This window comes from Carnobacterium sp. (assembly GCF_049673005.1).
Classification (GTDB): Bacteria; Bacillota; Bacilli; order Lactobacillales; family Carnobacteriaceae; genus Carnobacterium_A.
Genome location: NZ_JBATXB010000074.1, coordinates 1 through 25977 on the forward strand (window position 1 = coordinate 1; position 25977 = coordinate 25977).

20 protein-coding genes are annotated in these 25977 nt (G+C 34.4%); 13 read left to right on the forward strand and 7 right to left on the reverse strand.

From position 1 onward, the window contains the following. The 3 genes from uxaC to WBF61_RS05890 all read left to right on the forward strand — a co-directional run. Positions 1–986 (forward strand): glucuronate isomerase (gene uxaC / locus WBF61_RS05880; RefSeq protein WP_424254766.1); only part of this gene is annotated, 986 nt, incomplete at its 5' end. Positions 987–1021: 35 nt separating this feature from the next. Next, complete coding sequence (uxuA, locus tag WBF61_RS05885; RefSeq protein ID WP_424254767.1) at positions 1022–2062, forward strand: mannonate dehydratase; 1041 nt, start codon at positions 1022–1024, stop codon at positions 2060–2062. A gap of 28 nt (positions 2063–2090) precedes the next feature. Then, complete coding sequence (locus WBF61_RS05890; RefSeq protein ID WP_424254768.1) at positions 2091–2936, forward strand: SDR family oxidoreductase; 846 nt, start codon at positions 2091–2093, stop codon at positions 2934–2936. Between the two features lie 259 nt (positions 2937–3195). Here WBF61_RS05890 and WBF61_RS05895 read toward each other — a convergent pair whose 3' ends face one another. Next, positions 3196–3747 (reverse strand): DNA-3-methyladenine glycosylase I, encoded by a 552-nt coding sequence (locus tag WBF61_RS05895; RefSeq protein WP_424254770.1) that lies wholly within the window; start codon positions 3745–3747, stop codon positions 3196–3198. Between the two features lie 245 nt (positions 3748–3992). Between WBF61_RS05895 and WBF61_RS05900 the strand changes: the two genes are divergently transcribed. From WBF61_RS05900 to WBF61_RS05945, 10 genes are all read left to right on the forward strand, one after another. Beyond that, positions 3993–4418, forward strand: coding sequence for a cupin domain-containing protein (locus tag WBF61_RS05900; RefSeq protein ID WP_424254772.1), 426 nt, complete (start codon positions 3993–3995; stop codon positions 4416–4418). A gap of 449 nt (positions 4419–4867) precedes the next feature. After that, the gene (locus WBF61_RS05905; protein ID WP_424254774.1) at positions 4868–6013 is read left to right on the forward strand and encodes a hypothetical protein; all 1146 of its coding nucleotides are present in this window, start codon (positions 4868–4870) and stop codon (positions 6011–6013) included. Between the two features lie 268 nt (positions 6014–6281). Next, positions 6282–7229 (forward strand): ABC transporter permease, encoded by a 948-nt coding sequence (locus tag WBF61_RS05910; protein WP_424254776.1) that lies wholly within the window; start codon positions 6282–6284, stop codon positions 7227–7229. 13 nt (positions 7230–7242) lie between these two features. Continuing rightward, complete coding sequence (locus tag WBF61_RS05915; RefSeq protein WP_424254777.1) at positions 7243–8208, forward strand: carbohydrate ABC transporter permease; 966 nt, start codon at positions 7243–7245, stop codon at positions 8206–8208. Between the two features lie 19 nt (positions 8209–8227). Then, positions 8228–9691, forward strand: coding sequence for an ABC transporter substrate-binding protein (locus WBF61_RS05920; RefSeq protein WP_424254779.1), 1464 nt, complete (start codon positions 8228–8230; stop codon positions 9689–9691). Positions 9692–9983: 292 nt separating this feature from the next. Next, positions 9984–12836: an endo-beta-N-acetylglucosaminidase gene (locus WBF61_RS05925; protein WP_424254781.1), complete on the forward strand. Its 2853-nt coding sequence runs from the start codon at positions 9984–9986 to the stop codon at positions 12834–12836. A gap of 213 nt (positions 12837–13049) precedes the next feature. Then, positions 13050–14696: a glycoside hydrolase family 13 protein gene (locus tag WBF61_RS05930; RefSeq protein WP_424254783.1), complete on the forward strand. Its 1647-nt coding sequence runs from the start codon at positions 13050–13052 to the stop codon at positions 14694–14696. Positions 14697–14806: 110 nt separating this feature from the next. Beyond that, on the forward strand, positions 14807–15412 hold the full coding sequence (locus tag WBF61_RS05935; protein WP_424254785.1) for a YesL family protein: 606 nt from the start codon (positions 14807–14809) through the stop codon (positions 15410–15412). Next, positions 15409–17163: a sensor histidine kinase gene (locus tag WBF61_RS05940; protein WP_424254787.1), complete on the forward strand. Its 1755-nt coding sequence runs from the start codon at positions 15409–15411 to the stop codon at positions 17161–17163. The genes WBF61_RS05935 and WBF61_RS05940 overlap by 4 nt, the downstream gene beginning before the upstream one ends. Further along, positions 17141–18583 (forward strand): response regulator transcription factor, encoded by a 1443-nt coding sequence (locus WBF61_RS05945; protein WP_424254789.1) that lies wholly within the window; start codon positions 17141–17143, stop codon positions 18581–18583. Before WBF61_RS05940 ends, WBF61_RS05945 begins: the two co-directional genes overlap by 23 nt. Before the next feature lie 123 nt (positions 18584–18706). Here WBF61_RS05945 and WBF61_RS05950 read toward each other — a convergent pair whose 3' ends face one another. The 6 genes from WBF61_RS05950 to WBF61_RS05975 all read right to left on the reverse strand — a co-directional run bounded on the left by WBF61_RS05950 (position 18707) and on the right by WBF61_RS05975 (position 25952). Continuing rightward, complete coding sequence (locus WBF61_RS05950) at positions 18707–20857, reverse strand: GH92 family glycosyl hydrolase (RefSeq protein WP_424254791.1); 2151 nt, start codon at positions 20855–20857, stop codon at positions 18707–18709. After that, the gene (locus tag WBF61_RS05955) at positions 20854–21891 is read right to left on the reverse strand and encodes a GntR family transcriptional regulator (protein WP_424254792.1); all 1038 of its coding nucleotides are present in this window, start codon (positions 21889–21891) and stop codon (positions 20854–20856) included. Before WBF61_RS05955 ends, WBF61_RS05950 begins: the two co-directional genes overlap by 4 nt. 250 nt (positions 21892–22141) lie before the next feature. Beyond that, positions 22142–22996: a DegV family protein gene (locus tag WBF61_RS05960; RefSeq protein WP_424254794.1), complete on the reverse strand. Its 855-nt coding sequence runs from the start codon at positions 22994–22996 to the stop codon at positions 22142–22144. A gap of 298 nt (positions 22997–23294) precedes the next feature. Continuing rightward, positions 23295–24155 carry a DegV family protein gene (locus tag WBF61_RS05965; RefSeq protein ID WP_424254796.1) on the reverse strand — a complete coding sequence of 287 codons (861 nt, stop codon included), beginning with the start codon at positions 24153–24155 and terminating at the stop codon, positions 23295–23297. A gap of 263 nt (positions 24156–24418) precedes the next feature. Next, on the reverse strand, positions 24419–25123 hold the full coding sequence (gene deoD / locus WBF61_RS05970; protein WP_424254798.1) for a purine-nucleoside phosphorylase: 705 nt from the start codon (positions 25121–25123) through the stop codon (positions 24419–24421). A gap of 169 nt (positions 25124–25292) precedes the next feature. After that, positions 25293–25952, reverse strand: coding sequence for a Crp/Fnr family transcriptional regulator (locus WBF61_RS05975; RefSeq protein ID WP_424254799.1), 660 nt, complete (start codon positions 25950–25952; stop codon positions 25293–25295). Positions 25953–25977: the final 25 nt, after the last annotated feature.

The following is a 25977-nucleotide window of genomic DNA, read 5'->3' on the forward strand; positions in this document are numbered from 1 at the left end:
TGATCGAGCAATCGAATGTTGTATTTATTGGTACAACGGATAATCCGACGGATTCGCTTGAATACCATGATCAAATTAAGGAAGACCACTCCTTTACTGTTCATGTTGCCCCATCTTTTAGACCAGACGAAGCTTTTGCATTAGGGGAACAAAAATTTATTGATTTTCTGAAAAAACTCAATAGTTGTACTTCTACTAAAGTAACAACTTATAAAGAAATGATGGCAGCTCTTGAACAACGGATAGATTATTTTGATAAAAGAGGGTGTGTTGCCTCTGACCATGGAATCAGTACAGTATCCTATTTTGACTCAACAGATGATGAGATTGAAATCATATTTTTGAAAACGATTTCTAACGAAAAGATTTCTGATGAGGAAATCGCTAAGTACCAAACTCGCTTATTAGTAGATTTAGCTGAGTGCTACTATGACAGAGAGTGGGTTATGCAAATCCATTTTGGAGCTATTCGAAATAACAATGATAAGATGTTTAATTTATTGGGACCAGATGTAGGATTTGATTCTATTAAAGATCAAACGGATGTGGGCTATTCTTTAAACCATTTGTTGGATGCGATGGCTAAAAAAGAGAAGCTTCCAAAAATGGTTATTTACAATTTAAATCCAACATACAATCCTGTTGTTGCAAGCGCGGTTGCTAATTTTCAAAACAATGAGGATGGTATAAAAGGAAGAATTCAATTCGGTGCTGGTTGGTGGTTCAACGACACTGAAAAAGGCATGGTAAGACAAATGGAAACATTAGCGGACCATGGTTTATTGATGCATTTTGTGGGAATGATAACCGATTCGCGTAGTTTTGTTTCTTATCCAAGGCATGAATACTTCCGCCGTATATTATGTAACTATATTGGTGAAAATGTCGAAAATGGCAAAATACCGAATGATGATAAAGTATTGAAAAAATTGATTGAAAATATTTGTTACCTTAATGCGAAAAATTATTTTAAAAACATAAAATAAATCAGATTAATACTACATTAGGAGATGATGGCTAAATGGAAATGACATTCAGATGGTACGGAAAAGAAGACCCGATTTCATTAGAATACATTAGACAAATACCTGACATGAAGGGGATTGTTTCGGCTATTTACGATATTCCTGCGGGAGAAGCATGGCCGTTAGAAAAGATTGAAGAATTAAAGAGCACAATCCAAAAAGCTGGATTAGAACTTTCTGTTATTGAGAGTGTGCCAGTTCCTGAAGACATTAAACTAGGAAAACCTTCAAGAGATAAGTATATTGAAAACTATAAAGAAACGATTCGGAATTTAGGCAAAGCAGGCGTTCCAGTAGTTTGTTACAACTTTATGCCGGTATTCGACTGGACACGTTCTGATTTAAACTATCTTTTACCGGATGGTTCTCATGCTTTAATTTTTGATGAAGAAGAGGTAAATAAGATGGATCCAAGAACTCTTTCTTTACCAGGTTGGGATGAAAGCTATACTGCTGAAGAAATGAATACCTTGTTAGATGAATATAAAACGATCGATGAAGAACAACTTTGGGAAAATTTGTCTTATTTCATTAAAGAAATTATGCCTGTAGCAGAAGAAGCTGGAGTGAAAATGGCCATTCACCCTGATGATCCTCCATATAGCATTTTTGGTCTTCCACGTATTATTACGAATGGCGAGGCTTTAGATCGATTCTTTAACTTATACGATAGTGAATACAATGGGGCTACTTTATGCGTGGGTTCATTCGCATCAGACCCTAAAAACGATGCCGTTGCTATATTAGAAAAAGCGCTTGAGAAAAAGCGTGTTAACTTTGTTCATGCACGCAACGTGAAACTAGTTGGTGGAAGATCATTCGAAGAGTCTGCTCACTTATCAGAAATGGGCTCTATCGATATGTACAAAGTGATAAAAGCGTTAAGTGATCATCAGTATACTGGTTCAATACGTCCAGACCATGGTCGTATGATTTGGGGAGAAACAGGTAAACCAGGATATGGATTGTATGACCGTGCTCTTGGAGCAACTTATCTGAACGGTCTATGGGAAGCTGTAGAAAAAGGAAAAAAATAAAACGATAGATTAAATAGGAGGAATTCGCATGACTTCACCATTCACACATGATTTAACAGGGAAAGTTGCTATTGTCACAGGAGCAGGTGGCGTTCTTTGTTCTTATTTCGCAAAAGAATTTGCACGTGCGGGGGCAAAGGTAGCCTTGTTAGATTTAAATGAAGAGGCAGCAAAAAAATACGCAGATGAAATCGTACAAAGCGGTGGAATAGCTAAAGGATACAAAGCCAATGTTCTAGATGCAGATAGCTTACAAGCAGCCCGAGAAGCCATCAACAAAGACTTGGGAACAGTAGATATTCTTGTTAACGGAGCCGGTGGAAATAGCCCTAAAGCATCAACAGAGGTTGAATACCATGAGTTTGATGGGATGAAAGATGTAAAAACGTTCTTTGACTTGGATCAAAAAGGAATCGAATTTGTTTTCAATCTAAACTACTTAGGGACTTTACTCCCTACACAAGTGTTTGCCCAAGATATGATTGGCAAAACAGGGGCAAATATTATCAATATCTCAAGCATGAATGCTTTTACTCCTTTAACAAAAATACCCGCTTATTCTGGCGCAAAAGCTGCAATAAGTAACTTTACCGAATGGCTTGCCGTTTATTTCTCTCACGTTAATATTCGTGTAAATGCTATCGCACCTGGGTTCTTAGTAAGCGAACAGAATAAAGCTCTATTATTTAATGAAGATGGTTCCCCAACAGAGAGAGCTGGGAAAATTCTTGCAGGGACTCCAATGAGACGTTTTGGTGAACCAGAAGAATTGATAGGTGGATTATTGTTCTTAGCAGATGAGAAAGCTTCAAGTTTCGTTAATGGGATTATTCTTCCAATTGACGGCGGCTATAACGCTTATTCTGGAGTTTAATGCTATCTTTTTTTATAAAATTGAAAAAATTATTCTAAAAGAGGCTAAAAAAAGGCTGAATAGAGAGTTTTTTACTAAAATTAAACGAACAAAAAGACTTGAAATCAATGTTTTGAATTGATTTCAAGTCTTTTTTGAATTTTAATTAGTTACATCCAGTCTCTTTAGCTTTGCGTATGTGAGTTTAAAAAATAATTAAATTTATTTTAAATAGAAATCTATTCTTGAAAAGAGACAATGTTCATTTATTAGAGTCTATTTATTGTTTCTTAAAACAGTCATTTAGATGATCATCGATAATCCCGACTGCTTGAAGATAAGAATAAATAGTAACTGGACCTAAGAACTTGAATCCTCTTTTCTTTAAATCAATACTAATTAACTCAGAAAGGTCGCTTTTAGAAGGAACTTCAGTTGAAGAGTTATAATGATTGGTTAGTGTTTTATTAGCTGTATAATTCCAAATATATTGACTGAAACTACCGAAGTCTTTTTGAATAACTAAAAATTGTTTAGCATTGTTTATAACGGATTCAATTTTCTTACGGTGTCTGATGATTCCTGCATTATTAAGCAGTTCATTTATTTTATCTTCATCATATTCAGCTATTTTTTTGCAGTCATAATAATCAAAAGCCTGTCTGAAAGATTCTCTTTTCATTAAAATTGTTTGCCAACTTAATCCCGACTGCATCGATTCTAATACTAAAAACTCAAAATGAATAGTATCTAAAAACACAGGAACTCCCCATTCATTATCGTGGTAATCCATTTGAAGAGTATTTCCTTCACACCAATCGCATCTTTTCAATTCACTCAAACTCCTTCTTTATAATCTAAGATAGGTATAATGTATTCTAACATAATGATTAGGTAGAGAGTTACGAATACAATTGGATAATTTTGGGAGAAAACTTATTTACTATCTAAGTCTATTTAAATTCAAATGGACAATTTTTTTAAAGAGGTTATTTCTTGCATTTATATTGAATAGGCATAGACTAAACAGGTAAGGGTTACAAATGGCTGTTAATTTTAACTAGGAGGAATGGAAAAATGAAACTTAGTGATGAAATGAATGGGAAAAAACCATATGTAGTGAATATCGAAGAGGCGACAGTTCAAAATGATACGTACCGGACGACTATTTGGACTGGTGATAAGTTACAAGCAACAGTGATGTCTATTCAACCTAAAGATGATATCGGATTAGAAGTGCATCATGGGATTGATCAATTTATTCGAATTGAAGAAGGACAAGGCTTATGTAAAATGGGTCCAACTGAAGATAACTTAGATTTTGAACAAATAGTAAAAGATGATGACGCAGTTTTCGTACCTGCAAATATGTGGCATAACATTATGAATACGGGTGATAAACCGTTAAAATTGTATACGATTTATGCAGGACCCGATCATATTCCAGGTACAGTACACGAGACGCATGCTGATGCTCAAAACGACCCAAACGAACAAGAGTAGCGAGCATTAAACTAAAAATGAGTTTAGCAATAAGAGAGAGAATACACGATCCGTTAACCCTTCACTAAACCAAAAAGGAGTCGTAAAAAGCGACTCTTTTTTATGTCTACAAAAAAATGTTTTTTTAACTTATTTAGATTGACTAACAGGACTGTTTTAATTCAACTGAGTACCATTAAAAAGGCTTTAAATCTTAACGGTTGTAATTAGTGGTGTAGTATAATATAGATATAGGGTAAGCCATTATTTGCTTATAAAATAATATATTCCAGAGAGACTTCTGCTCAAGTTCACAACATACTTTTGTCTTAGTCCGTTTTACTACGATAGTAAAAAAAATTAAAGAATAACTAAGACTCACTAACTTATTCTACTCATTCTTCGGCAATCTGATGTAAAACGAATGATTAGTCTGTCCTGTTTAAAATAGGTTAAAGAGAGGTGTTCTTATGTTGGATTTAAGAAATAATAAAAAGTTCAAGCTATCCATTTTATCGTTGATTTTAGTTAGTCTTATAACTCTTCCTTTTGGTAAAGTATTAGCAGAAAGTATTTCTGGAGACAATGTTGTTATAGAATCAAATGAAACGTTAGAAAAAACAAGTTTTCTTTCAGGGGATAATATCCGCATCGATGGGAATATAAATGGAACGACTTTTATTACAGCTAGTAATATAGAAGTAAATGGAATAATTGATGGGGATTTATTTATAGCCGGTCAAAATGCTACTATAAATGGAACAGTTAAAGGAAGTGTATTTGTAGCAGGAAACAGTATTACTATAAACGGTCGTGTTGAAAATACGGTTTATTTAGCTGGGGCTACACTAAACGTTCAGTCTAAAATTGATGGTAGTGCATTCATAGCAGGACAGTCAATTTACCTTGAAGAGAGTGCAATCATAAAAAAAGATGCCTTTATTGGTGCAGGTAAAATTTATCAAAATAGTTTGATTGAGGGCGATTTATCCACTTCAAGTGAGTTTTTATCAATTGGTGGGAAAATTGGCGGGGATTTAAACTATAGTAGTCAAGAGGAAGCTAATTTCTTAAATGGATCAGAAGTTATAGGTGAAACAACATGGAAAGAAATTGATGACGAACCTTCTGAATCTACTAAGACACTATTTACTGCATTCGCCTTAATCAGAGCATTTCTAAGTATCTTAGCCGCTTTGATTATTTGGTTAGTTATCAAGTGGCTTAAACCAAATTTCTGGCCAACTTTAGCCGATAAAATCAGACGAAATCCGCTAAGAACGTTAGGATTTGGGGCATTATCCGTAGTGTTTATTCCGCTAGTTTCTATAGTATTGATGTTTACGGTAATTGGGATACCGTTGAGTCTTATTGTACTATCTCTTTACAGTATATCTATTTATATTTCAACTATTATTCTTTCGACCTATTTTGGATTAATGGCTCAAAATAGATTTAAATGGTCTAACGGACAAGCATTTTGGGTATTTTTACTCGGATTGATAGTTCTAGCAACAGTAGGAATTATTCCAATAGTGGGTATGATTAGTGGAGTTCTTGTTGCCGCTTTTGGAGTAGGGTCGATTGTGTTATCGCTACAGGAAATGCGAGTATAACCGAAAGCAGTAAAGAAGGTAGTTTATATTCGAAGATGCTAAGAATAAATAGTTGTATTTTAAAGCCTATCCACTAGCTGATATCCATCAGTTAGTAAATAGGCTTTTTATTATCCAGAATTAGTTTATTTAAATGAAAAAGATAAGGTCACCCGTGTTTTTAAATTCGTGCTATGATTTGTTCTGTTTAACCTATACTTTGTTTATTTAGTTAGTTAAATGAAAGCGCTAAAATAAATATAGAATAAGAAATGAAAGAAGGTATTCGATGAAAAAGAAAAAAGGAGCAAAATTACTTTTTGATAACCTTTGGAGGTACAAAGCATTAGTTATCATGGCAATACCTGGTATGGTATGGATGATATTTTTCTTCTACATTCCAATTTTTGCCAACGTAGTAGCGTTTAAAGACTTCCAAATTTCTCCAGATGGATTCTTAGCTAGTTTGCAAGCAAGTCCATGGGTAGGACTTGATAATTTTAAATTTTTATTCTCTTCTAATAACGCATTTCTGATAACAAAAAATACGGTACTCTATAATCTAGGATTTATTACGTTGAATCTTATCATTTCTGTATTCTTTGCGGTTGTAATGAGTGAATTGCGTAATAAACGTTTAGTTAAGATTTACCAAACAATGTCGCTTTTGCCATATTTCTTATCTTGGGTAGTTATTAGTTATTTTGTTTACGCTTTCTTAAGTCCTGATAAAGGAATCTTTAATCAGATGATCGTTAATGGCGGTGGTAACCCAATTAACTGGTATAGTGAACCAAAATTCTGGCCTTTGATTTTACTATTTATTGGTACTTGGAAAGGAATTGGCTACAATAGTATCATCTATTTTGCAACGGTAATGGGAATTGATCCTACATATTATGAAGCTGCAATGATAGATGGAGCAAGCAAGTGGCAACAAATAAAAAATATTACAATTCCACAACTGGTTCCTTTAATATCCATTCTAACTATTTTAGCGGTAGGAAATATTTTCCGTGCGGATTTCGGGTTATTCTATAATGTTCCACGAAATTCTGGAGCACTCTATGAAGTAACGGCTGTTTTAGATACGTATATCTATAACGGATTAACTTCAACAGGTGACATCGGTATGACCGCTGCTGCTGGATTATATCAGTCTGTTGTTGGTTTTGTATTATTGATGATCACTAATGCAATTGCTCGTCGTTTTGATGACGAATCAGCACTATTCTAGAAAGGAGATAGATATGAAACCGAATGAAGTTCAAAAAGACAGTATAAATAAAAAACCTTTTAAGAAAAAGAAAATTTCAAAAGTTCAAATACATGGCTTTAATAAACCAACGAACCTATTTTTTAATATTATGATTGCCATCTTTGCTATTTCATGTGTTCTTCCTTTTATCTTTGTCATATCCATTTCTTTAACCAATGAGGCCGCACTTGCTACTAATGGGTATCGTTTCTGGCCATCAGAGTTCAGTACGTTTGGATACACATTCTTATTTGGAGAGATGAAGGAAAAGATTCTTCAAGCATTATTTGTTACTGTTACAGTAACGGTAGTGGGAACGGTTATGAATACGACTGCAACGTCACTTTATGCGTACGCAATTTCACGTTCAAATTTTCCGTTTCGTCGTTTCTTTACAGTATTTTGCTTAATCACAATGCTATTTTCACCAGGAATGGTTGCAAATTATTTGGTTATGACAAACTTACTACAATTAAAAGATACCATTTGGGCACTGATCCTGCCTATGGCTGTTAGTCCTTTCAATATTATAGTTATGCGAACGTTCTTTAAACGATCAGTGTCTGAATCAATAATCGAATCTGCTAGAATCGACGGAGCTACGGAATTAAGAATTTTCTTACAGATTGTTCTTCCTTTAGCTGTTCCAGGAATCGCAACGATTAGTTTATTCGCAGCATTAGGATTTTGGAATGACTGGTTTAACGCATTGCTTTATATTCAAAGCGATAGTTTAGTGCCACTTCAATACTTATTAATCAAGCTTCAAAACAATATTCAGTACTTGACTCAGAATGCAGGAGCGGGAGCTCAAATTAGTGGGGGATTAGCTTCAATTCCAGGCGAGTCTGCACGAATGGCAATTGTTGTACTATCTACATTACCAATTGCGATTAGTTACCCGTTTTTCCAAAAATATTTTGTAAAAGGTTTAACAATTGGCGGAGTTAAAGAATAAAAAATAGGAGGAAAAAATAATGAATATGTGGAAAAAAATGGCTTTATCAGGAGTGTCAATGATACTCGCAGGAACGTTGGCAGCTTGTGGCAGTACAGACTCTAAGGCTGAAGGAAATGATAAAGATGAGGTAACGTTACAAATGTATCAAATAGGGGATAAACCTGAAAATTATGATACATTAATGGGTAAAGCCAATGAGATCATTAAAGAAGAAACTGGCGTAACAGCTAATATAAATTATATCGGTTGGGGTGATTATTCTCAAAAAATGAGCGTAATGATTTCTTCTGGTGAAACCTATGATATTGCTTTTGCGGACAATTATGTGGCAAATGCACAAAAAGGCGCTTTTGCTGATTTGACAGAATTAATGCCTGAATATGCCGAAGAAACCTACAACCAATTGGATGAAGCGTATATAAAAGGGAATTTAGTAGATGGTAAATTATATGCATTTCCTGTTAATGCCAATGTTTTTGCACAACAAGTATTAACGTTTAATAAGGCTTATTTAGATAAACATGATCTATCTATTGATGATGTTAAGTCTTATAAAGATGCAGAAGAAGTCTTGAAAGCGTTCCATGAGAAAGAGCCTACAGTGGCAGCTTTTGCAATAGGACAAGGATTTAAAGCTCAAGGCAACTACGACTATCCTTTAGGAAATGGAATGCCATTTGCTATTAATCTAGACGGAGACAAAGAAAAAATAGTGAATCAATATAATGATAAAGACTATGTTGAGACATTGAAAACAATGCATAACTGGTATAAAGCAGGATTAATCCCAGCTGATGCAGCAACAAGTAACACTGGTTTCCCGTTAGAAGGCAACACGTGGTTCATGCGTGGAGAAACACAAGGACCTTTTGATTACGGCGATACTCTTTTAACAAATGCTGCAGGACAAGAATTGGTTTCAAAAGCAATTACTACTCCACTGAAATCAACTTCTCAAGCACAAATGGCTAACTTTGTAGTAGGAAATTCTTCTAAGAATAAAGAAAAAGCCGTTGAAGTATTAGGCTTGATAAATAGTAATCCTGAGTTATTGAACGGATTAATATACGGTATCGAAGGGGAAGCATGGGAGAAAGTAGAAGGATCAGAAGATAAAATTAAATTATTAGACGGCTACAAACCAAATCAACACATGTCTGCATGGAATACTGGAAATAACGCTATTTTATACACACAAGATACAATCACAGACGAAATGATTGCAGAACGTGACAAATCAATCGAAGAGTCAATTGCTTCACCTATTTTAGGATTTAACTTTAATACAAAAAATGTTAAAACAGAAATTACAAATATAAGTAACGTCATGAATCAATATTTAGACAGTTTAAATACTGGAACAGTTAATCCGGATGAAGTATTGCCTAAACTAATTGAAGGATTAGAAAGTGCTGGCTATGAAAAAGTTTTAGACGAAATGCAAGGGCAATACGATGAATTTTTGAAAGAAGCTAAATAAGACTATACGATATGAAGTTTAAAACTTTAGTAGAGTAGAGACGATAAGGAAGTTCTTTTTTGTAAAGTAAAGTTAACAAGGCTCACTTTACGTATAAAAGGGGCTTCCTTATTCTTTTTTAATTCATAAATACTAAAAAGAAAAGTAAAAACATAGATTTGTAGTCAGTTTAGTTGAATAGGCCGTGTGTGTGCTTCATCATTAGCTAGACGGCTAATGCTCAGACAATCGATGATTAAATTAATCAGTACTTAGTTTTATATAAAACGATAATGATAAGAGGAGACTACTAATGAATACTATTAAATATAAGAAATCAGCATCCATTTTACTCTTAGCTGCTGCAGCTTTAGGTGTTGCAGGTTGTACTTCAGATGAGGTATCATCATCTAATTCCATAACTTATTCTGAAACAGAAGAAAGTAAACTAAATGAGCCGATGGAAAATCAGCCAGAATCCTCTTACTGGTTTCCAGAAGACTTATTAGCATGGGATTTTGATAAAGATCCAGATGCTAAATATAATGTGAGTACAGAACCTTTAGCAGAACGAGTAGATAAAAAAACATTACCTAAATCAAATGAAACACAAAATCCTGAAATGAAAGTAGCAGCACTTTCGATAATGAATAGCAGTACAAGTGGGAATTCGCCACGCGGAATTAATACATTTGATGCGAACGTCTTTTCAAATTGGCAATACATCGATCAGTTAATTTATTGGGGAGGATCTTCAGGTGAAGGGATTATCGTTCCACCTAGTGCAGACGTAATTGATGCAGCTCATAAAAATGGCGTTCCAGTTTTGGGAACAATCTTTTTTCCACAAACAGCCCATGCCGGGAAAATTGACTGGTTAGATACTTTTTTAGAAAAAGATGAAAATGGAGAATTTCCGATTACGGATAAATTGATTGAAGTAGCTAACAAGTATGGGTTCGATGGATGGTTTATTAATCAAGAAACGGATACAAAAGTAACTAGTTTCGATGAAGCGGCTGAAGGTGAAAAGTCAGATGGTGACGTTGCTGGAGGATTAACTAAAGAACACGCAGATTTGATGATAGAGCTTATTGCTGAACTTCAACAAAAGTCAGAAGAAAAACTCGAAGTTATGTGGTATGACTCTATGACAAATGAAGGGGAAATGGATTGGCAAAATGCGTTAACAGACAAAAATAAGGCTTACCTAGTTGATGCAGAAATGAAACCGTTATCTGATAGTATGTTCTTAAATTTTTGGTGGAACACAGATAAATTAGCAAAAGAGGACTTGTTAAAAGCTTCTAAAGAAAAAGCTGAAGAAATAAACGTTAATCCATATGACTTATATGCAGGAATCGATTTACAAGAAAATGGATATATGACACCTGTACAATGGGATTTATTTACCGATGACGGAGGAAATCCTTACACTTCACTGGGACTTTATGTTCCAAGTTGGACACATACCTCAGCAAGTGATTCAGATGATTTCCAAAATCGAGAAAGTACGTTTTGGGTTAACGCTAAAGGCGATCCAACTCAGAGTGTACCCTCAAAAGGAACAGAATGGCCCGGGATTTCTACTTATGCTATAGAACAAACGGCCATCACTAGTTTGCCATTTATTAGTCATTTCAATCTAGGAAATGGGTACAATTACTTTATCGAAGGAGATAAAGTATCTAGTATGGATTGGAACAATCGCAGTATGCAAGATATTTTACCAACGTACCGCTGGGTTTTTGAGCATAGTGAGGGAAATGAATTAGCTGCTACGATAGACTATGCAGATGCTTATAATGGAGGGAATTCACTAAAATTAAGAGGCAACATGCAAGAAAATCAAACAAGTTTGATGAAATTATATAGTACAAAATTACAACTAGATAAAGAGACAAGCTTTACAACTACTGCAAAAGCATCAACTGAGACAGAACTTAATTTAGTTCTTGGTTTTGAAAACGGAAAAGAAGAAGTTATAAAAGCAGATAAACCAGTTGGAAATGACTGGACTCAAGTATCCTACAATCTAGAGAAAGTTTCAGATAAAGAAATTACATCCATTTCATATGAAATAGCGTCTTCAACTACAAGTAGTAACTATGAATTGCATTTAGGACAAATAGCCGTCATGCCAAAGGTTGAAAAAACAGATGTACAAGTTAACGGCGTTAAAATAGAAGATTCATTATTTGATGAAGAAGAAAGCAACTTTGCTGGAATACGCTTATCGTGGAATGAAGACAAGTCGGATAATGTTGCTTACTATGAGATTTATCGTGTAAATAAAGATGAATCACGTTCTTTCTTGGGTGCAACACCGTCAACAAATCACTATATTAATGCATTAGAAAGAAATGATGATACAAATAAAACAGATTTTGAGGTTGTTGCAGTAGATCATTTTGGTGTACGAGGCAAAGCTTCAGATATGGCTACATTAAAATGGCCAGATAATCGCGTTCCTAAAGCAGATTTTACAGCATCTCAAACAGTAGCCGCTCCAGGAGAGTCAATTACGTTCACAAATACATCATCTTCAAACACAGAAAGTCTGAATTGGGTATTTGAAGGAGCAGATAGTGAAACAAGCACAGATGAATCACCGGTTGTAACTTATGCTAAAGAGGGAACGTATACGGTGACATTAACGGCTAAAAACGAATCAGGAGAAATGCCACTTGAAAGAAAAGAGTTTATTACAATTAGTAATAAAGCAAAAGGAGGGTTGACGTTGTTGTCTAAAGACGCAACTACCCAAGCATCTTCTTTCGTTAATGATGCTGAGGCACCTGAATTTGTAGTTGACGGGAAACTAGATACTAAATGGGCTGCAATTGGAAATCCTCCTCATGAACTAACTCTTGATCTAGGTGAAACGAAAACGATAAGTGAAGTTCGTATCGCACACGCTGAAGCTGGTGGAGAAGGTCCAGATATGAATACAAAAGCTTATTCTATTGAAGTGAGTGAAGATGGAACAGAATTTAGTGAAGTATCGAATACAATAAAAAATACCTCGGCTAATAGTACTCATTCATTTGCAGCAGCAGAGGCACGTTATGTGAAATTAATTGTCAAAAAACCAACACAAGGATCTGATTCCGCAGCTAGAATATATGAAGTTGAGGTTTATGGATTAAAGGATAGTTTGAAATAGAATACGTTCATTTTTCTTTATTGTAAGGTTCATCTGAACAAGCAATCGTCCTTTATCGAGGATGTACGTATACGAGTAGGAGAAATATAGACCTGTCACAATGATTAAAAAGAAGCAGGAATCCGTTTTTTCGGAATATTCTGCTTCTTTTATTTTAGTAGAATGTTTTTAAAAGTGGTATGAAATAAATTAAGTGAAAACGAGGCGAAGTAGATGAATTGGTGGAAAAATGAAACAGTGTATCAAATCTATCCACGAAGTTTTCAAGATACAAACAAGGATGGTATTGGAGATATTATTGGAATTATAAATAGATTAGATTACTTAGAAGAATTAGGAATAGGTGTTATTTGGCTTAGTTCAATTTTTAAATCACCTAATTTTGACAATGGATACGATGTCAGTGATTACAAAGCTGTTAATCCTGAATATGGCACCATGGAAGACTTGGAAGAGTTACTAGTTGAAGCAGATAAAAGAAAGATAAAAGTAATGATGGATATTGTCTTAAATCATACCAGTGAGCAACACGCTTGGTTTCTAGAAGCAAAAAAAGGCAAAGATAATCCTTACCGTGATTACTATGTATGGCGAGACTCAATTAATGGTGGAGTTCCTAATGAACTTCCAGGTGGATTTGGCGGATCTGCATGGGAATACGATGAAGCAAGCGAACAATACTATCTTCATTTATTTAGTAAACATCAACCCGATTTAAACTGGGAAAATCCAAAAATGAGACAAGAAATATGGGATATGATGGAATTTTGGATACAAAAAGGAGTGCGAGGCTTCCGCTTGGATGTGGTTGATTTGATAGGGAAAGTACCTGACAAAATGATAACTGTGAATGGCCCAAAACTTCATGATTATCTCCAAGAAATGAACCGTTCTGCATTCGGTAATGAGGACATTTTAACAGTAGGCGAGGCCTGGAGTGCTTCACCTGAAAGTGCCAAACTGTATTCTAATCCTGAACGAAAAGAACTATCTATGGTCTTTTCATTCGAGCATATGGTGCTTGATGAAGTTCCAGGGACATCAAAATGGATGATCAAGCCTTTTACTGTTATAGATTTAAAAAGAGCCCTTGCAAAATGGCAAAATTCTTTAGAGAAGGATGGCTGGAATAGTTTATTTTGGAATAACCATGATCTGCCTCGCATTGTTTCTCGTTGGGGAAATGAAACAGACTATCGAGTGGAAAGCAGCAAGATGTTTGCTATCTTACTTCATCTGTTGAAGGGAACACCTTATATTTACCAAGGGGAAGAGATCGGTATGACAAATTCAACGATAAATAGTTTTGCTGATATCGATGATATTGATGGGAAGATGATGTATAAGGAATGGGCTAGTGAGGGAAGAAGTGAAGCAGAGATTTTACAGGCATTAAATAAAAAAGGAAGAGACAATGCGCGTACTCCTGTACAATGGGATAGAACCGAACAGGCTGGTTTTTCTAAAGGGAAACCTTGGATGAGAGTAAACAAAAATTATAAAAACATAAATGTAAAAGAAGCGTTAGAAAATCCGGACTCTATTTTCTACACGTATCAAAAACTAATCAAACTTAGAAAAGAAAATCCTTTAGTTGTATCTGGTAGTTTTAGACTCCTTCACCCTGATCATCCTCAAATAATTGTTTATGAACGTAGTTATGAAGGTGAAAAATGGGTTGTTGCAGCTAACATGAGTGAAGAATGGGTTGATTTTCAATTAACAAAACAACCGAATGTTGGAGAAACGATTCTTAGTAATTATAAAAAAGAAACCTACCAACTAAATAACCTTCACTTTAGACCATTTGAAACGTTTGTCGTAAGAAATAACTCCAAAAATGAGTTGAATAGCTTATGAAAATAACACGTTGTGTCTTTGAGTGTCTAGAAAAAGAGGAGAAAGATTGACTTTAAATAGAGAGATATTTCTTGTATGCTAAGATTGGATTTAAACAGAGGAGGATTTTCATGTTAGGAACAGTCTTGGAGAATTTATTTATACGGGTTTGGGTAATAATGAAACTTAATTTCTTTTTTTGGTTGTATACATTAGCCGGTGGGATAGTATTGGGAATCGGACCAGCATTAAAAGTTGTGAGTGAATTATTTATTAAATATGAATTTGATTATAGAGAAATAACATTAAAAGAGAGTTGGCTGTTGTTCAAAAATAATTTTAAGCGAGGAAATATTCTTTTCTTACTTACTGTAGGGATGGCTGCTTTTTTAGCCTATAACCTTTTTCTCGCTTTACAAATTAAAGGTCTTTTATTTTTAGTTATCGATTTTATGTTAATTTTTGTCTTGTTGTATTTATTCTCTAGTTTTATGTACGCTCTAATATTTGACGGTAGTTATGAAATGACTCTTCCCCAATTATTTAGGTTAAGTTTTAGTTCTAGTCTTTCAAATTTCCCTAGTTTCTTAAAAATGATTATTGGAAGTGCGGTAGTTTTAGGAATTACCTGGAAGTACAAAGGGCTAATTTTATTTGGTACGATAGGGATGCTTGTTATTTGGAATTTTATTGCTACTAAGAATTGGCGTATTAAAATTGAGGAACGAATTAAATGAAAAAAAAGTTTGGGATTGTATTTTCGCAAGGTAGCTTAATGAACCGTTTGCTAAGGAACTATGCTTTTTTTATGATCCTTTTGACAACCCTTGCTACACTTTTAATAAGTTGGATAATTTATGAACAAAATCGTAATCAAGCTGAAGCGACTATTCAAGAAGCAGCGCAAAGCACTACACGGATGTTAAATGACAAAAGAGCATCTAGTCGAATCATTTTAGATCAACTCTCTGGTAGTTTTGATAAAACTGAAAATATTACAGCCTATCTGACTAAACCAATTGATGAGTATTTATCTTATATCTATACTCGACAGTCTGATAGTGATGATTTTTCTCTGTTTTCGAGAGAATTAAAATCAGTGTATGCCACATATGATGATTTAAGTTCTCTTTATATTTCTCTTAATCGTTTTCCGGAATATTTAGAATCAACGGTACAAAAAAAAGAAGGAAGCATTAAGCAAGGGACACCACGTTTAGCTGAAGGTGCTTTTTATATTGTGATGCCCATGACTCAGGGGTCTATGAATGGCAATATGTTTCTTGGCTTTAAAGAATCAGATTTTGCTGAGAGTCTAGAGAGCTTGAATTCATTTGATGGACTTTCAGTTTATCTTATCTCTGGGTTATCCAATCGATTGTACACGTACCATGATGATGGCTTAAGTAAGCCTAAGCAGGAAAAACAGGAGTTACTATTTTCTAATGAACTTCAAGCAGGTTCACAGTTGCCAACAAAACAATTAAACAAAGACTATTATTTTTCTACGCAAAAGATAAGTAGTGAATACCGTGTCCTAGTGACACTTGATAAATCAGCTGTTTTGAAACAATCGTTTATAGATATTCAACCATTATTGTTAGGTGTCTTATTGCTAGATGCCCTCTTGTTGTTTCTTCTAATTAGAACATTTAAAAGATATTCTTATCAGTTAGAAATAGTAACAGACGTATTGGATAGAGCTTCAGACGGAAACTGGAGTACTCGGATAGATACTCAAAAAACGGAGTTTGAGCTTCGAGAGTTATCGCAAGGAATCAACCACATGCTTGAGAACATTGAGCAATACGTGAATGATATTTATAAATTAGAAATTAAACAGCAAGATGCTCATATGAGGGCTCTGCAAGCACAAATTAATCCGCATTTTTTATACAACACGCTAGAATATATTCGTATGTCAGCATTAAGTGAAGGGAACGAAGAGTTGTCAGATGTTGTCTATGCCTTTTCAACGCTCCTTCGAAACAATATTAGTTCAGAAAAAGTGACTACACTAAAAGATGAACTCGATTTTTGCGAAAAATACGCCTATCTTTATCAAATGAGGTATCCAAGTCGAATTGCTTATCATATTAAAATTGAAGAGGGTCTAGAAAATTTTGTTATTCCAAAATTTGTTATTCAACCTTTAATTGAAAATTATTTTAAACACGGCATTAATTTCACACGTAAAAATAATGTGATTAGTGTTAAAGCATACATGAATGAAGATAAAGTTCAAATAGAGATAAAGGATAATGGTAAGGGAATGACACTAGAAAAACTGACTACTATTCAGGAACGTTTGGAGACTCGTTACGTGCACTTAAACGAATCAATCGGGTTACAGAATGTGAATGAACGGATGCAAGGATTTTATGGAGAAAACTACCACATGAAACTATCCATTAACGAAACTGGCGGCTTAACCATTATGCTGTCGTTAGAAAAGGGGATTAATCTTGTACAAAGTACTATTAGTTGACGATGAATACATGATTCCGATGGGTTTAAAGAAAATAATAGATTGGGAACTACTAGGTTTTGAAGTGGTTGCTACTGCTGAAAGTGCCAACGATGCACTTTCTATTATGGAAAACCAACCAATAGACTTAGTCATAACGGATGTCACTATGCCAGAGATAAATGGATTAGAATTCATTGAAGCTGCACAAAAGCAACAATATGAATTTGAATTTATTATTTTATCCGGCTACCAAGAGTTTTCTTATTTGAAAAGTGGGTTAAAATTAGGTGCAGTTAATTACTTAATGAAACCCGTTAACAAAGAAGAATTAATTCATACATTAAAAAATGTAGAAAAACGAATCAAACAACAAGTTGATCAAAAGAATCAACAGGAAATATATCAAGAAAATTTACTTGCCCAATGGTTAAGTGAAGAGCTAGAAGAAAAAAGTGAAGAAGAAGTTTTACAGTTGCTTGGTATAGATAATAAGTGGACGGTAATCGTCATTCAAATTGATCGTCTTGCGACACGTTCACTTGATCAATGGCTAAAAAAGAAAGTAGATTATTTCTATATTCAACAGAATTTGGGCGATGATTCTTTGTTTATCATTCTGTCTAAAGGAGCGTTAGAAAACAATCTTTTTGAGTATATAGAAAATCATTTTCCAAGGGATAATTGGTGGATAAGTGTAGGTGAGTCAGAAGTTATTACTGAGGAAGTACCGACTAGTTACCAAGAAGTGAAGAGCAATTTACAGGTACATCAGTTTTACAATCATCAGAAAAGAATTATTTATTCAGATGAAATTTCTAAACAAGATCAAGAACTAAGTTTATCTGAATTCAATTGGTTCCTGCATAATAACCAACTGAGTGAATCAGAGGCGACATTGAAAGAAATCTTTCAAAAGATAAAACTCTCAGAAATGTCTCCGGAAAAAGTTCGACAAGCAGCGTTTTTATTGTTTATGAATATTCGCCGTGAACTTTTGCTTTTTGAAGATGATGAATATTTAGAAGTCATTCAAAAAATAAATCAAGTAAACCATATTGATGATTTAGAGCTTTTACTTGTAGCAACATTAAAAAAAGAAAAGCAGCAATCCTCTTATAGCGAAAACATTTCGCAAGTTATTCAAATTATTCAAGATAATTACCAAGAAGAATTAACGTTAAAGAGTGTTTCTAGTCAGTTATATTTAAATGCTATGTATTTAGGTCAACTTTTCAAAAAAGAAACAAAAATGAGTTTTTCACAATACCTAAATCAATTTAGAATTGAAAAGGCGAAACAATTGTTACTTGTTCCAAGGTACAATATTAATGAAATTTCATCGATGATTGGATTTAATAATACGACTTACTTTTCAAAGAAGTTTAAAAAAACAGTTGGAATGACTCCAAAAGAATTCCGTGAATCTCCTCTAAATTAACTAGATGAGAATAGGCTTTTTACTCATAAGTAACTAGAAAATCAAAAAAAGTAGAATGAAAAACAAGGCTGGACATATTGTCTAAGCCTTGTTTTTCGTATTTTTAGATGAAACAGCGTTTTATTATTTTTTCTTAGATAAAGAATAAGGCAAGGAATCGTTGCTTATGTCTTTAGGGTTAGGCACAATTCCTAGTTGGAAGTCAATCTCGCCGCCGTCCATTAAATCATGGTGGTTAAAGAATAGCGGTTCATGCAGTTCGCCATTGAGTTTGGTCTGATGGATGAATTGTTGTTGTGGTAAATTTGGTTCAGCTTTAATGATTAATTCTTTTCCGTTTGATAATGTTAGTACAGCTTTTTTTACTAAAGGCATGCCGATAACATACTCTCCTGAACCTGGTGTGACTGGGTAGAATCCTAAACTATTAAAAATATACCAGCCAGCCATACTGCCATTATCTTCATCTCCTGGGTAACCTGTTGGAGAGGCGTCAAATGTTTGGGTCATTAGTTGTTTCAATAGTGGCTTAGCCATCTCTGGTTTACCGATATAACTAAACAGGAATGGATAATGGAAACTTGGCTGATTCGAGATAGCGAGTTGGCCGAATTCAAGAGCGGCCATTTCACTCATTTCATGGATTTCAAAACCATAGCCGTCAACATTAAAGTTAGGAGCTTGATTGCATAACTCAATTATTTTTTTCTCGAATTTTTTTGGAGAACCGTATTGATCAATTAATCCTGCGAAATCTTGATAGACAGCAAAGCTACTTTGCCATGTACTTCCTTCCGCGTAATCTTGTCCCCAACGGATATCTGAGAAATGCTCTCTGAACGCTCCTTTTTTATCCTTTGCACGCATAAATCCTGTTTCAGAATCGAATATATTTTTATAATTTAACGATTGTTTCTGATACAATTTTTTATCCTCTTGTTTATTTAATGTTCCAGCTACTTGACTAATGCAGAAATCACTATAGGCATAATCAAGTGTGTGATTGACTGATTCGTGATGGTTACTTGGGACGTATCCATATTCTAAGTAATCATAGGTTCCTTGACGACCGTAATTAGAATTTTCACTTTGAATCGTCGCAGCTTTCTTCATTGCTTCTAAGAACCGCTCCATCAAATGTTCGGCAATTCCTTTTACCGCAGCGTCAGCTATTACCGCATCAATGAGCGTACCAGGCATCAGGCCTCTTTCGTCTGGGGATAACCATTTTGGAAGGAAACCCGTTTCGTCAAAACTATTTAAAAAACCTTCTAACATGTCAACGTATTTTTCTTGAGCTATAAGGGAATAGAAAGGATAAACGGTTTTATACGTATCCCAGAATCCATTATTTGTATAAAGACTTCCTTTTTTTATTTCTTTATTTAATGTGTCGTAATGGATTTTTTCATTAGTTGCATCGATCTCATAAAAAGTTTGTGGGAAAAGAAACATTCGATACAAATTATGATAGAACGTTTCTGTATGTTTCGAGTCGGTATGTTCTACTTGGACACGATCAAAGTAACTCTGCCATTCAGATGTACTACTTTTTAGATAAGTATGCGAAGTAAACTGTTCTTCACGCTTTAAGTTTAAAAGAGCTTGATCTTCGCTAATAAAAGAAGTTCCCATACGAGCCGTTTGTTTTTTTATATCTCCAAAAGAAAGTAAGACAGAACCGTCTTTTCCTTCTACAGATTCTAATGGAAGTACAAAAGGTTCGTCAAACTGTAAAACAAAATAGAACGTAAAGTTTTTATCTTCAGAACCCGAGAAATTAATAATCTGACAAGAAACAGCGCTATCATTTAGTTGTTTGATTTGATAACGTCCTGGTAATGTTAAGACTAATCCATTTTGTTTTTGTTGATAATTTATAGTTAGTATTCCACCGTACATGCTAGGAATAAGACTAGATTTTATATTATAGCGTAGTTGTTCAATTTCAATTTGTGCAGGTGAGAACGTACTTTGTTCAGGTCGATAAGAACTCTGGATATCAAATGTACTTCTTTTTTCATTTATTCCGCTGACTGGAGTCAATAGGAGGTGACTAAAATCACCCATCCAAGGACTAGGTTGATGAGTTAAACGGTAACCTTGGAAAGTTCTATCTTCTGGATGAAACCACCAGCTTCCCTTTTGATCGGTTGTTTGTACTCCAAAATAATTCATTCCAAAAGGCACACCTGTATAAGGGAGGCAATTTCCGTGTGAAAAACTATGTTGATTAGCTGTACCGTGTCTAGTATCTATCTGATTAATATTCATTTGTTAATCTCCTTTGTTGAATGTCGTTTGATTAAAGTTATGGGTATCTTACTATCTTCAGGTATCTGTTGGTTTTCAATCCAATCAATTAAAGATTGGCCAGCTGTTTCGCCTAATAATTTAAAATTCTGGGCAACAGTAGTTAAAGCTGGTACAACTAGGCTAGATGCTTGAAGGTTATCGAATCCTATGATAGAAAAATCATCTGGTATAGAAAATCCTGCTTCTTTTAATAAATTCATTGCTGTAATGGCTGTTAAATCATTCTCACAAACCAAACCAGTTATTTTGTATTCGGTAATATACTCAATTAAAGAATCGTTGACTGCTTTTTTTTCATCAATTGGAGTCAGAAAGTCAAGTTTAGAGTCTTTAATTGCTTGAATGTAACCTAAATACCGTTGTCTGACAGATTGTGGATGATGGTGTTGACTAAATAAATAACCAATTTTTGTATGGCCTTGCTGAATTAAAAGTTGTGTAGCAGCAAAACCACCGCTGGCGTTTTCAGAAATAACAGCAGGGAAAGGTAAATCATACATTTTCTTATCTAACAGAATAACAGGGAAATCTTTAAAAGATAATTCAGCTAAGAAGTCTAAATAGCTCTCTGGATTTTGAACATAATAAATGATACCGTCAAATTCCTGTATGATTTCATCTGGTTTTTTTTGCTTCAAATAATCTAGTGTAGTCATTAAGATATCGCTACCATTTTTTTGCATAACTGGAGTGATGCCTTCTGTAAAATTTCCAAGGTAAAGATCATTTATAAAAGGTAAGATAAACAGAATTTGATTCGTCTTTTTTCCTTTTTGTATAGGGTCTCTTACAAAACTACCTTTGCCTCTGATTCGTGAAATAAAACCGTCTTGTTCTAATTCAGTTAAAGCACGTTTAGACGTTATTCTACTTACTTGATAGGTTTCAGATAATTCTTTTTCAGTAGGTAGCTGACTACCTACTGAAAAATCGCCAGATTTGATAGCGCTCTCTAAACTTTCGTAAATTATTCGATAAAGTGGTTGAGTCATTGTTTCACCCCTTTGTTGATATATCATTACATCTATTTTAACATAGTTAATTTAAAATTAAAGGACTTTTTGTTAATATTTTAGATTATTGAGCAAAATTTGCGCTATAAACATTAAGTTGATATATCAAATCAATAGTCCTTAAAAAAGATAGGGTTCCATCTTAATAAGCTACAAGAACTTATTAAGATGGAACCCTATCTTTTTATATTCATTACTAAACTAATAGAACTTTATTTGGCAGTTAAGGTTAGTTTTTCTCAATCCCGATAATTCCAAACGCACCAGGTCCACCATGACTAGAAATGACAGCACCTGCTGTAAACCATTGTGGGTCTTGATAGCCATATTTGTTTAAGGTAGCTTCACCAAGTTGTTTGTAAGCCTCACTTAAACCGTCAGTTCCACCAATAGTAAGCGTTTCTGGATCAATATTAAAATTAGTGACAAAATCTTTAACGGTATTTTTCAAACAACGTTCATAAGAACCTCTATATTTTTTTGAAGCAACTAAATAGCCATTATCTAAGATAATAGTTGGATGAAGTTTCAATAATGAGGCTCCGAGGTATGCCGCATTTGAAACCCTTCCTCCAGCTTTAAGATAAAGAAGAGATTGTGGAAGAAAGACAAACCGAGTTCGTTCTCTTACATCTTCTACAAAGGATACAATCTCTTCAGGTGAGCTATCAGGGTGAGTTTGAATAAACTTAGCAGTTGCAATCACTACAGCAGTCAATCCACCAGATACATTTTTACTATCAATGATATGAATATTCTCTAGTTCTCTAGCTGCAATAACACAAGAGTTATAAGAAACAGTTGTAACGGCAGAATAAGCAATGTGAATAATGTGAGCATCAGGATGCTCTGCAAATATTTGTTCAAATACAACTGTGCAGTCTTGTGGTGTTGAGCCAGAAGTTTTAGGTAAAGTTCCTGTCTCATCGTAGAAACGATAAATATCTGAAACATCGAAGCTGCCATCATCGAGTGTTTTAGATCCCATAGTCACATGCATTGAAATAACGTAGATACCATAACGCTTAACAAGCTGTGGAGAAATATCAGATCCGCTTTCTGTAGTAATAATATATTTTGTCATAGTGACCTCCCTAACTCAAATTAATTAACAAGTAGTTAGTTTAATCATATCATATGAATACAAGGATGTCGTGTAGTGGCAAGTAGTATGAGATGTATTGTTTCATTCTTTTGTTTTTATTCGTTCGTTCTACTTAACAGGATACCTGACTAGCCCACAATGATGTCTAAATAAGTTGGAAAAGGAAGTGGTTAGGATTAGATATAAAAAAATAGAGATTTTTCTAATAAGCTGCATTCGCTTATAAAAAAGAATCTCTGCCTGTTCATATGAGTCGCTAATCAAAAAGAGCATAAATTTAGAATGAATCTTTCTCAATACCGATGATGCCAAACGCCCCCGGTCCACCATGACTAGAAATAACGGTACCTGCTAGAAACCATTGTGGATCTTGATAGCCGTATCTATTTAAGGTAGCTTCACCAAGTTGTTTGTGAGCATCACTTAATCCGGCAGTTCCTCCAATAGTAAGCGTTTCTGGATCAATATTAAAATTAGTCACAAAATCTTTAATAGCGTTTTTAAGGCAACGGTCAAAAGACCCTCTGTATTTTTTTGAAGCAACTAAATAGCCATTTTCTAGAATAATGGTTGGGTGAAGTCGCAACAAAGATGCACCAAGAAAGGCTGCATTTGATACTCTTCCTCCAGCTTTTAGATAGAGAAGAGAGTTTGGAAGAAAAAGGCAATGTGTTTTCTCTCTAATTTTTTCCACAAAAGTTATTATTTCTTCCGGAGTGATAGCAGGATTAGCTTCAATAAACTTAGCCGTTGCAACAACGATAGCTGTTAGCCCACCGGATAAACTTTTACTATCAACAATATGAATGTTTTCTAGCTCTCTGGCTGCAATAACACAAGAGTTATAAGAAACAGTCGTAACAGCAGAATAGGCGATATGAATGATATGAGCATCAGGGTGCTTATTGAAAATGCTCTCAAAAGCAACCGTACAATCTTGCGGAGTTGTACCAGACGTTTTCGGCAATTTTCCCGTCTCTTCGTAATACCTATATAAATCTTCTGCATCAAAATCACCGTCATCGTAGGTTTCGGAACCCATAGTCACATGCATGGGAATAACATGAATGCCATAACGTTCAACAAGGTGAGGCGAAATATCAGATCCACTCTCAGTAGTAATAATATATTTTTTCATAATGTTCTCCCCAATTTAAATTAATTAACAAGTAGTTTCGGTAATCATATCATATGTAGATGAAGATGTCGTCTAGTGGCAAAGGTTATTTTATTATTAAGAGTAGTAGTATACTTTAACTTATAACTTATAACTTATAACTTATAACTTATCTATCTAACGAACAAGACAATTTAAGCGATTCATCTTCTCAAATGAAAATATAAGCCGCTATACGTATCTTCTAAAGGAAGAAATGTATAGCGGCTACTTTTGTATACTTTTTATTTAATTGCTGCTTCTAAAGCAACTTCAATCATTTCACCAAAGCTTGTTTGGCGTTCTTCAGCAGTTGTTTGTTCACCTGTAATTAAGTGATCACTGACTGTTAAAATGCTTAAAGCACGTACATGGAATTTAGAAGCAAGGTAATAAAGACCCGCTGTTTCCATATCTACACCGAATACATCTAGCTTAGTCATACTGTTCATTGTGTCTTTAGTCTCATGATAGAATGTATCAGAAGAGAAAATATTCCCAACGTGTACAGTCATCTCTTTTTCAGTCGCAAGGTCAGAAGCACTTCTGATTAAGCCGTAGTTTCCAATTGGTGGGAAATAAATTGGAGCTAAATCATTGAAGATAAGTGAAGAGTCAGTTGCTGCAGCTTGAGCAACAATAACGTCACGAATGTGCACATCTTCTTGAATTGCGCCACAAGTTCCGACGCGTATCAATGTTTTAACGCCGTAATCATTAATTAATTCATGAATGTACAAGACTGCAGAAGGCATTCCCATTCCAGTACCTTGTACAGAAACTTTTCTCCCTTTATATGTTCCTGTATAGCCAAGCATGTTTCTAACAGTATTGTAACAAACGGCGTCTTCTAAAAATGTTTCAGCGATATACTTTGCACGAAGCGGATCTCCTGGTAATAAAACGATATCAGCAATTTGTCCTTCTTCTGCACTAATGTGAAAACTCATAAATAAATTCCTCCTCTTATGTGGTTAATACTCATGATAAAGAATAAAAACGATAAGTGTTATGAAAGCGTTATCTAAAAAGGAGTAATCATGTTCACAGTAATGCTGTTAGATAGTTCATGGCTAGAAAGCGCTTTCTAATCTAATATAAAGGCAAGGCGATAGAAGGTTAATCAAAATTTGCATAGGCTCGTAACTTCTCTAAATTAAGGACTGTAATAGTTTTTGGTTGTAAGGATAGGATATGTTCATCTTGCAGATCTTTAAATGCTTTAGAGACAGATTCGCGTGTAACACCTGTCATACTAGCAATTATACTCTGGTTGATATTTTTTATCGTTAAGTCGGTGGATTCATCATTATTTTTAATGAAATCCAATAAAACACGACAAACGCGAGTATGAACACTGTAGAAAGTTAGATTTCTTATTTGTTTATTCAATGTTTCAAAACGTTGGTGATGAATACGAAAAATATTTTCTAATATTATTTTATTCTCATAGATCAAAGCAATAAAATCAACCTGAGAAAGATGATAAATTTCAGCATCTTCAGTGACTTCAACAGAAGACAAGGCAGGACTTTTGGAAAAAAGTTCTACTTCCCCAATAACTTCATGTTTTCTGACAAAGTCAAGGATGATTTCTTTATCTTCATAGGTTCTATAAATTTTTAATGCACCACTTTTAATAATATAAACACGATCGATGGGATCTTCTTCAAAAACGAGAATATGATTTTTTTTATATTTTCTAGATGGAATGGAGGTTAGGATATCTTTAACTTGTTTGTCTGAAAGACCGTCAAATAACTGAACATTTTTACTCATGTTTTCACCTCAACAAAATTTTAAT

Bases quoted from the DNA above. Each gene is read 5' to 3' on its own strand.
- WBF61_RS05925 (WP_424254781.1), top strand. From the start codon at position 9,984: ATGAATACTATTAAATATAAGAAATCAGCATCCATTTTACTCTTAGCT.
- WBF61_RS05890 (WP_424254768.1), top strand. From the start codon at position 2,091: ATGACTTCACCATTCACACATGATTTAACAGGGAAAGTTGCTATTGTC.
- WBF61_RS05930 (WP_424254783.1), top strand. From the start codon at position 13,050: ATGAATTGGTGGAAAAATGAAACAGTGTATCAAATCTATCCACGAAGT.
- WBF61_RS05900 (WP_424254772.1), top strand. From the start codon at position 3,993: ATGAAACTTAGTGATGAAATGAATGGGAAAAAACCATATGTAGTGAAT.
- WBF61_RS05935 (WP_424254785.1), top strand. From the start codon at position 14,807: ATGTTAGGAACAGTCTTGGAGAATTTATTTATACGGGTTTGGGTAATA.
- WBF61_RS05950 (WP_424254791.1), bottom strand. From the start codon at position 20,857: ATGAATATTAATCAGATAGATACTAGACACGGTACAGCTAATCAACAT.
- WBF61_RS05955 (WP_424254792.1), bottom strand. From the start codon at position 21,891: ATGACTCAACCACTTTATCGAATAATTTACGAAAGTTTAGAGAGCGCT.
- WBF61_RS05920 (WP_424254779.1), top strand. From the start codon at position 8,228: ATGAATATGTGGAAAAAAATGGCTTTATCAGGAGTGTCAATGATACTC.
- WBF61_RS05940 (WP_424254787.1), top strand. From the start codon at position 15,409: ATGAAAAAAAAGTTTGGGATTGTATTTTCGCAAGGTAGCTTAATGAAC.
- WBF61_RS05965 (WP_424254796.1), bottom strand. From the start codon at position 24,155: ATGAAAAAATATATTATTACTACTGAGAGTGGATCTGATATTTCGCCT.
- uxuA (WP_424254767.1), top strand. From the start codon at position 1,022: ATGGAAATGACATTCAGATGGTACGGAAAAGAAGACCCGATTTCATTA.
- WBF61_RS05910 (WP_424254776.1), top strand. From the start codon at position 6,282: ATGAAAAAGAAAAAAGGAGCAAAATTACTTTTTGATAACCTTTGGAGG.
- WBF61_RS05905 (WP_424254774.1), top strand. From the start codon at position 4,868: ATGTTGGATTTAAGAAATAATAAAAAGTTCAAGCTATCCATTTTATCG.
- WBF61_RS05960 (WP_424254794.1), bottom strand. From the start codon at position 22,996: ATGACAAAATATATTATTACTACAGAAAGCGGATCTGATATTTCTCCA.
- WBF61_RS05915 (WP_424254777.1), top strand. From the start codon at position 7,243: ATGAAACCGAATGAAGTTCAAAAAGACAGTATAAATAAAAAACCTTTT.
- deoD (WP_424254798.1), bottom strand. From the start codon at position 25,123: ATGAGTTTTCACATTAGTGCAGAAGAAGGACAAATTGCTGATATCGTT.
- WBF61_RS05975 (WP_424254799.1), bottom strand. From the start codon at position 25,952: ATGAGTAAAAATGTTCAGTTATTTGACGGTCTTTCAGACAAACAAGTT.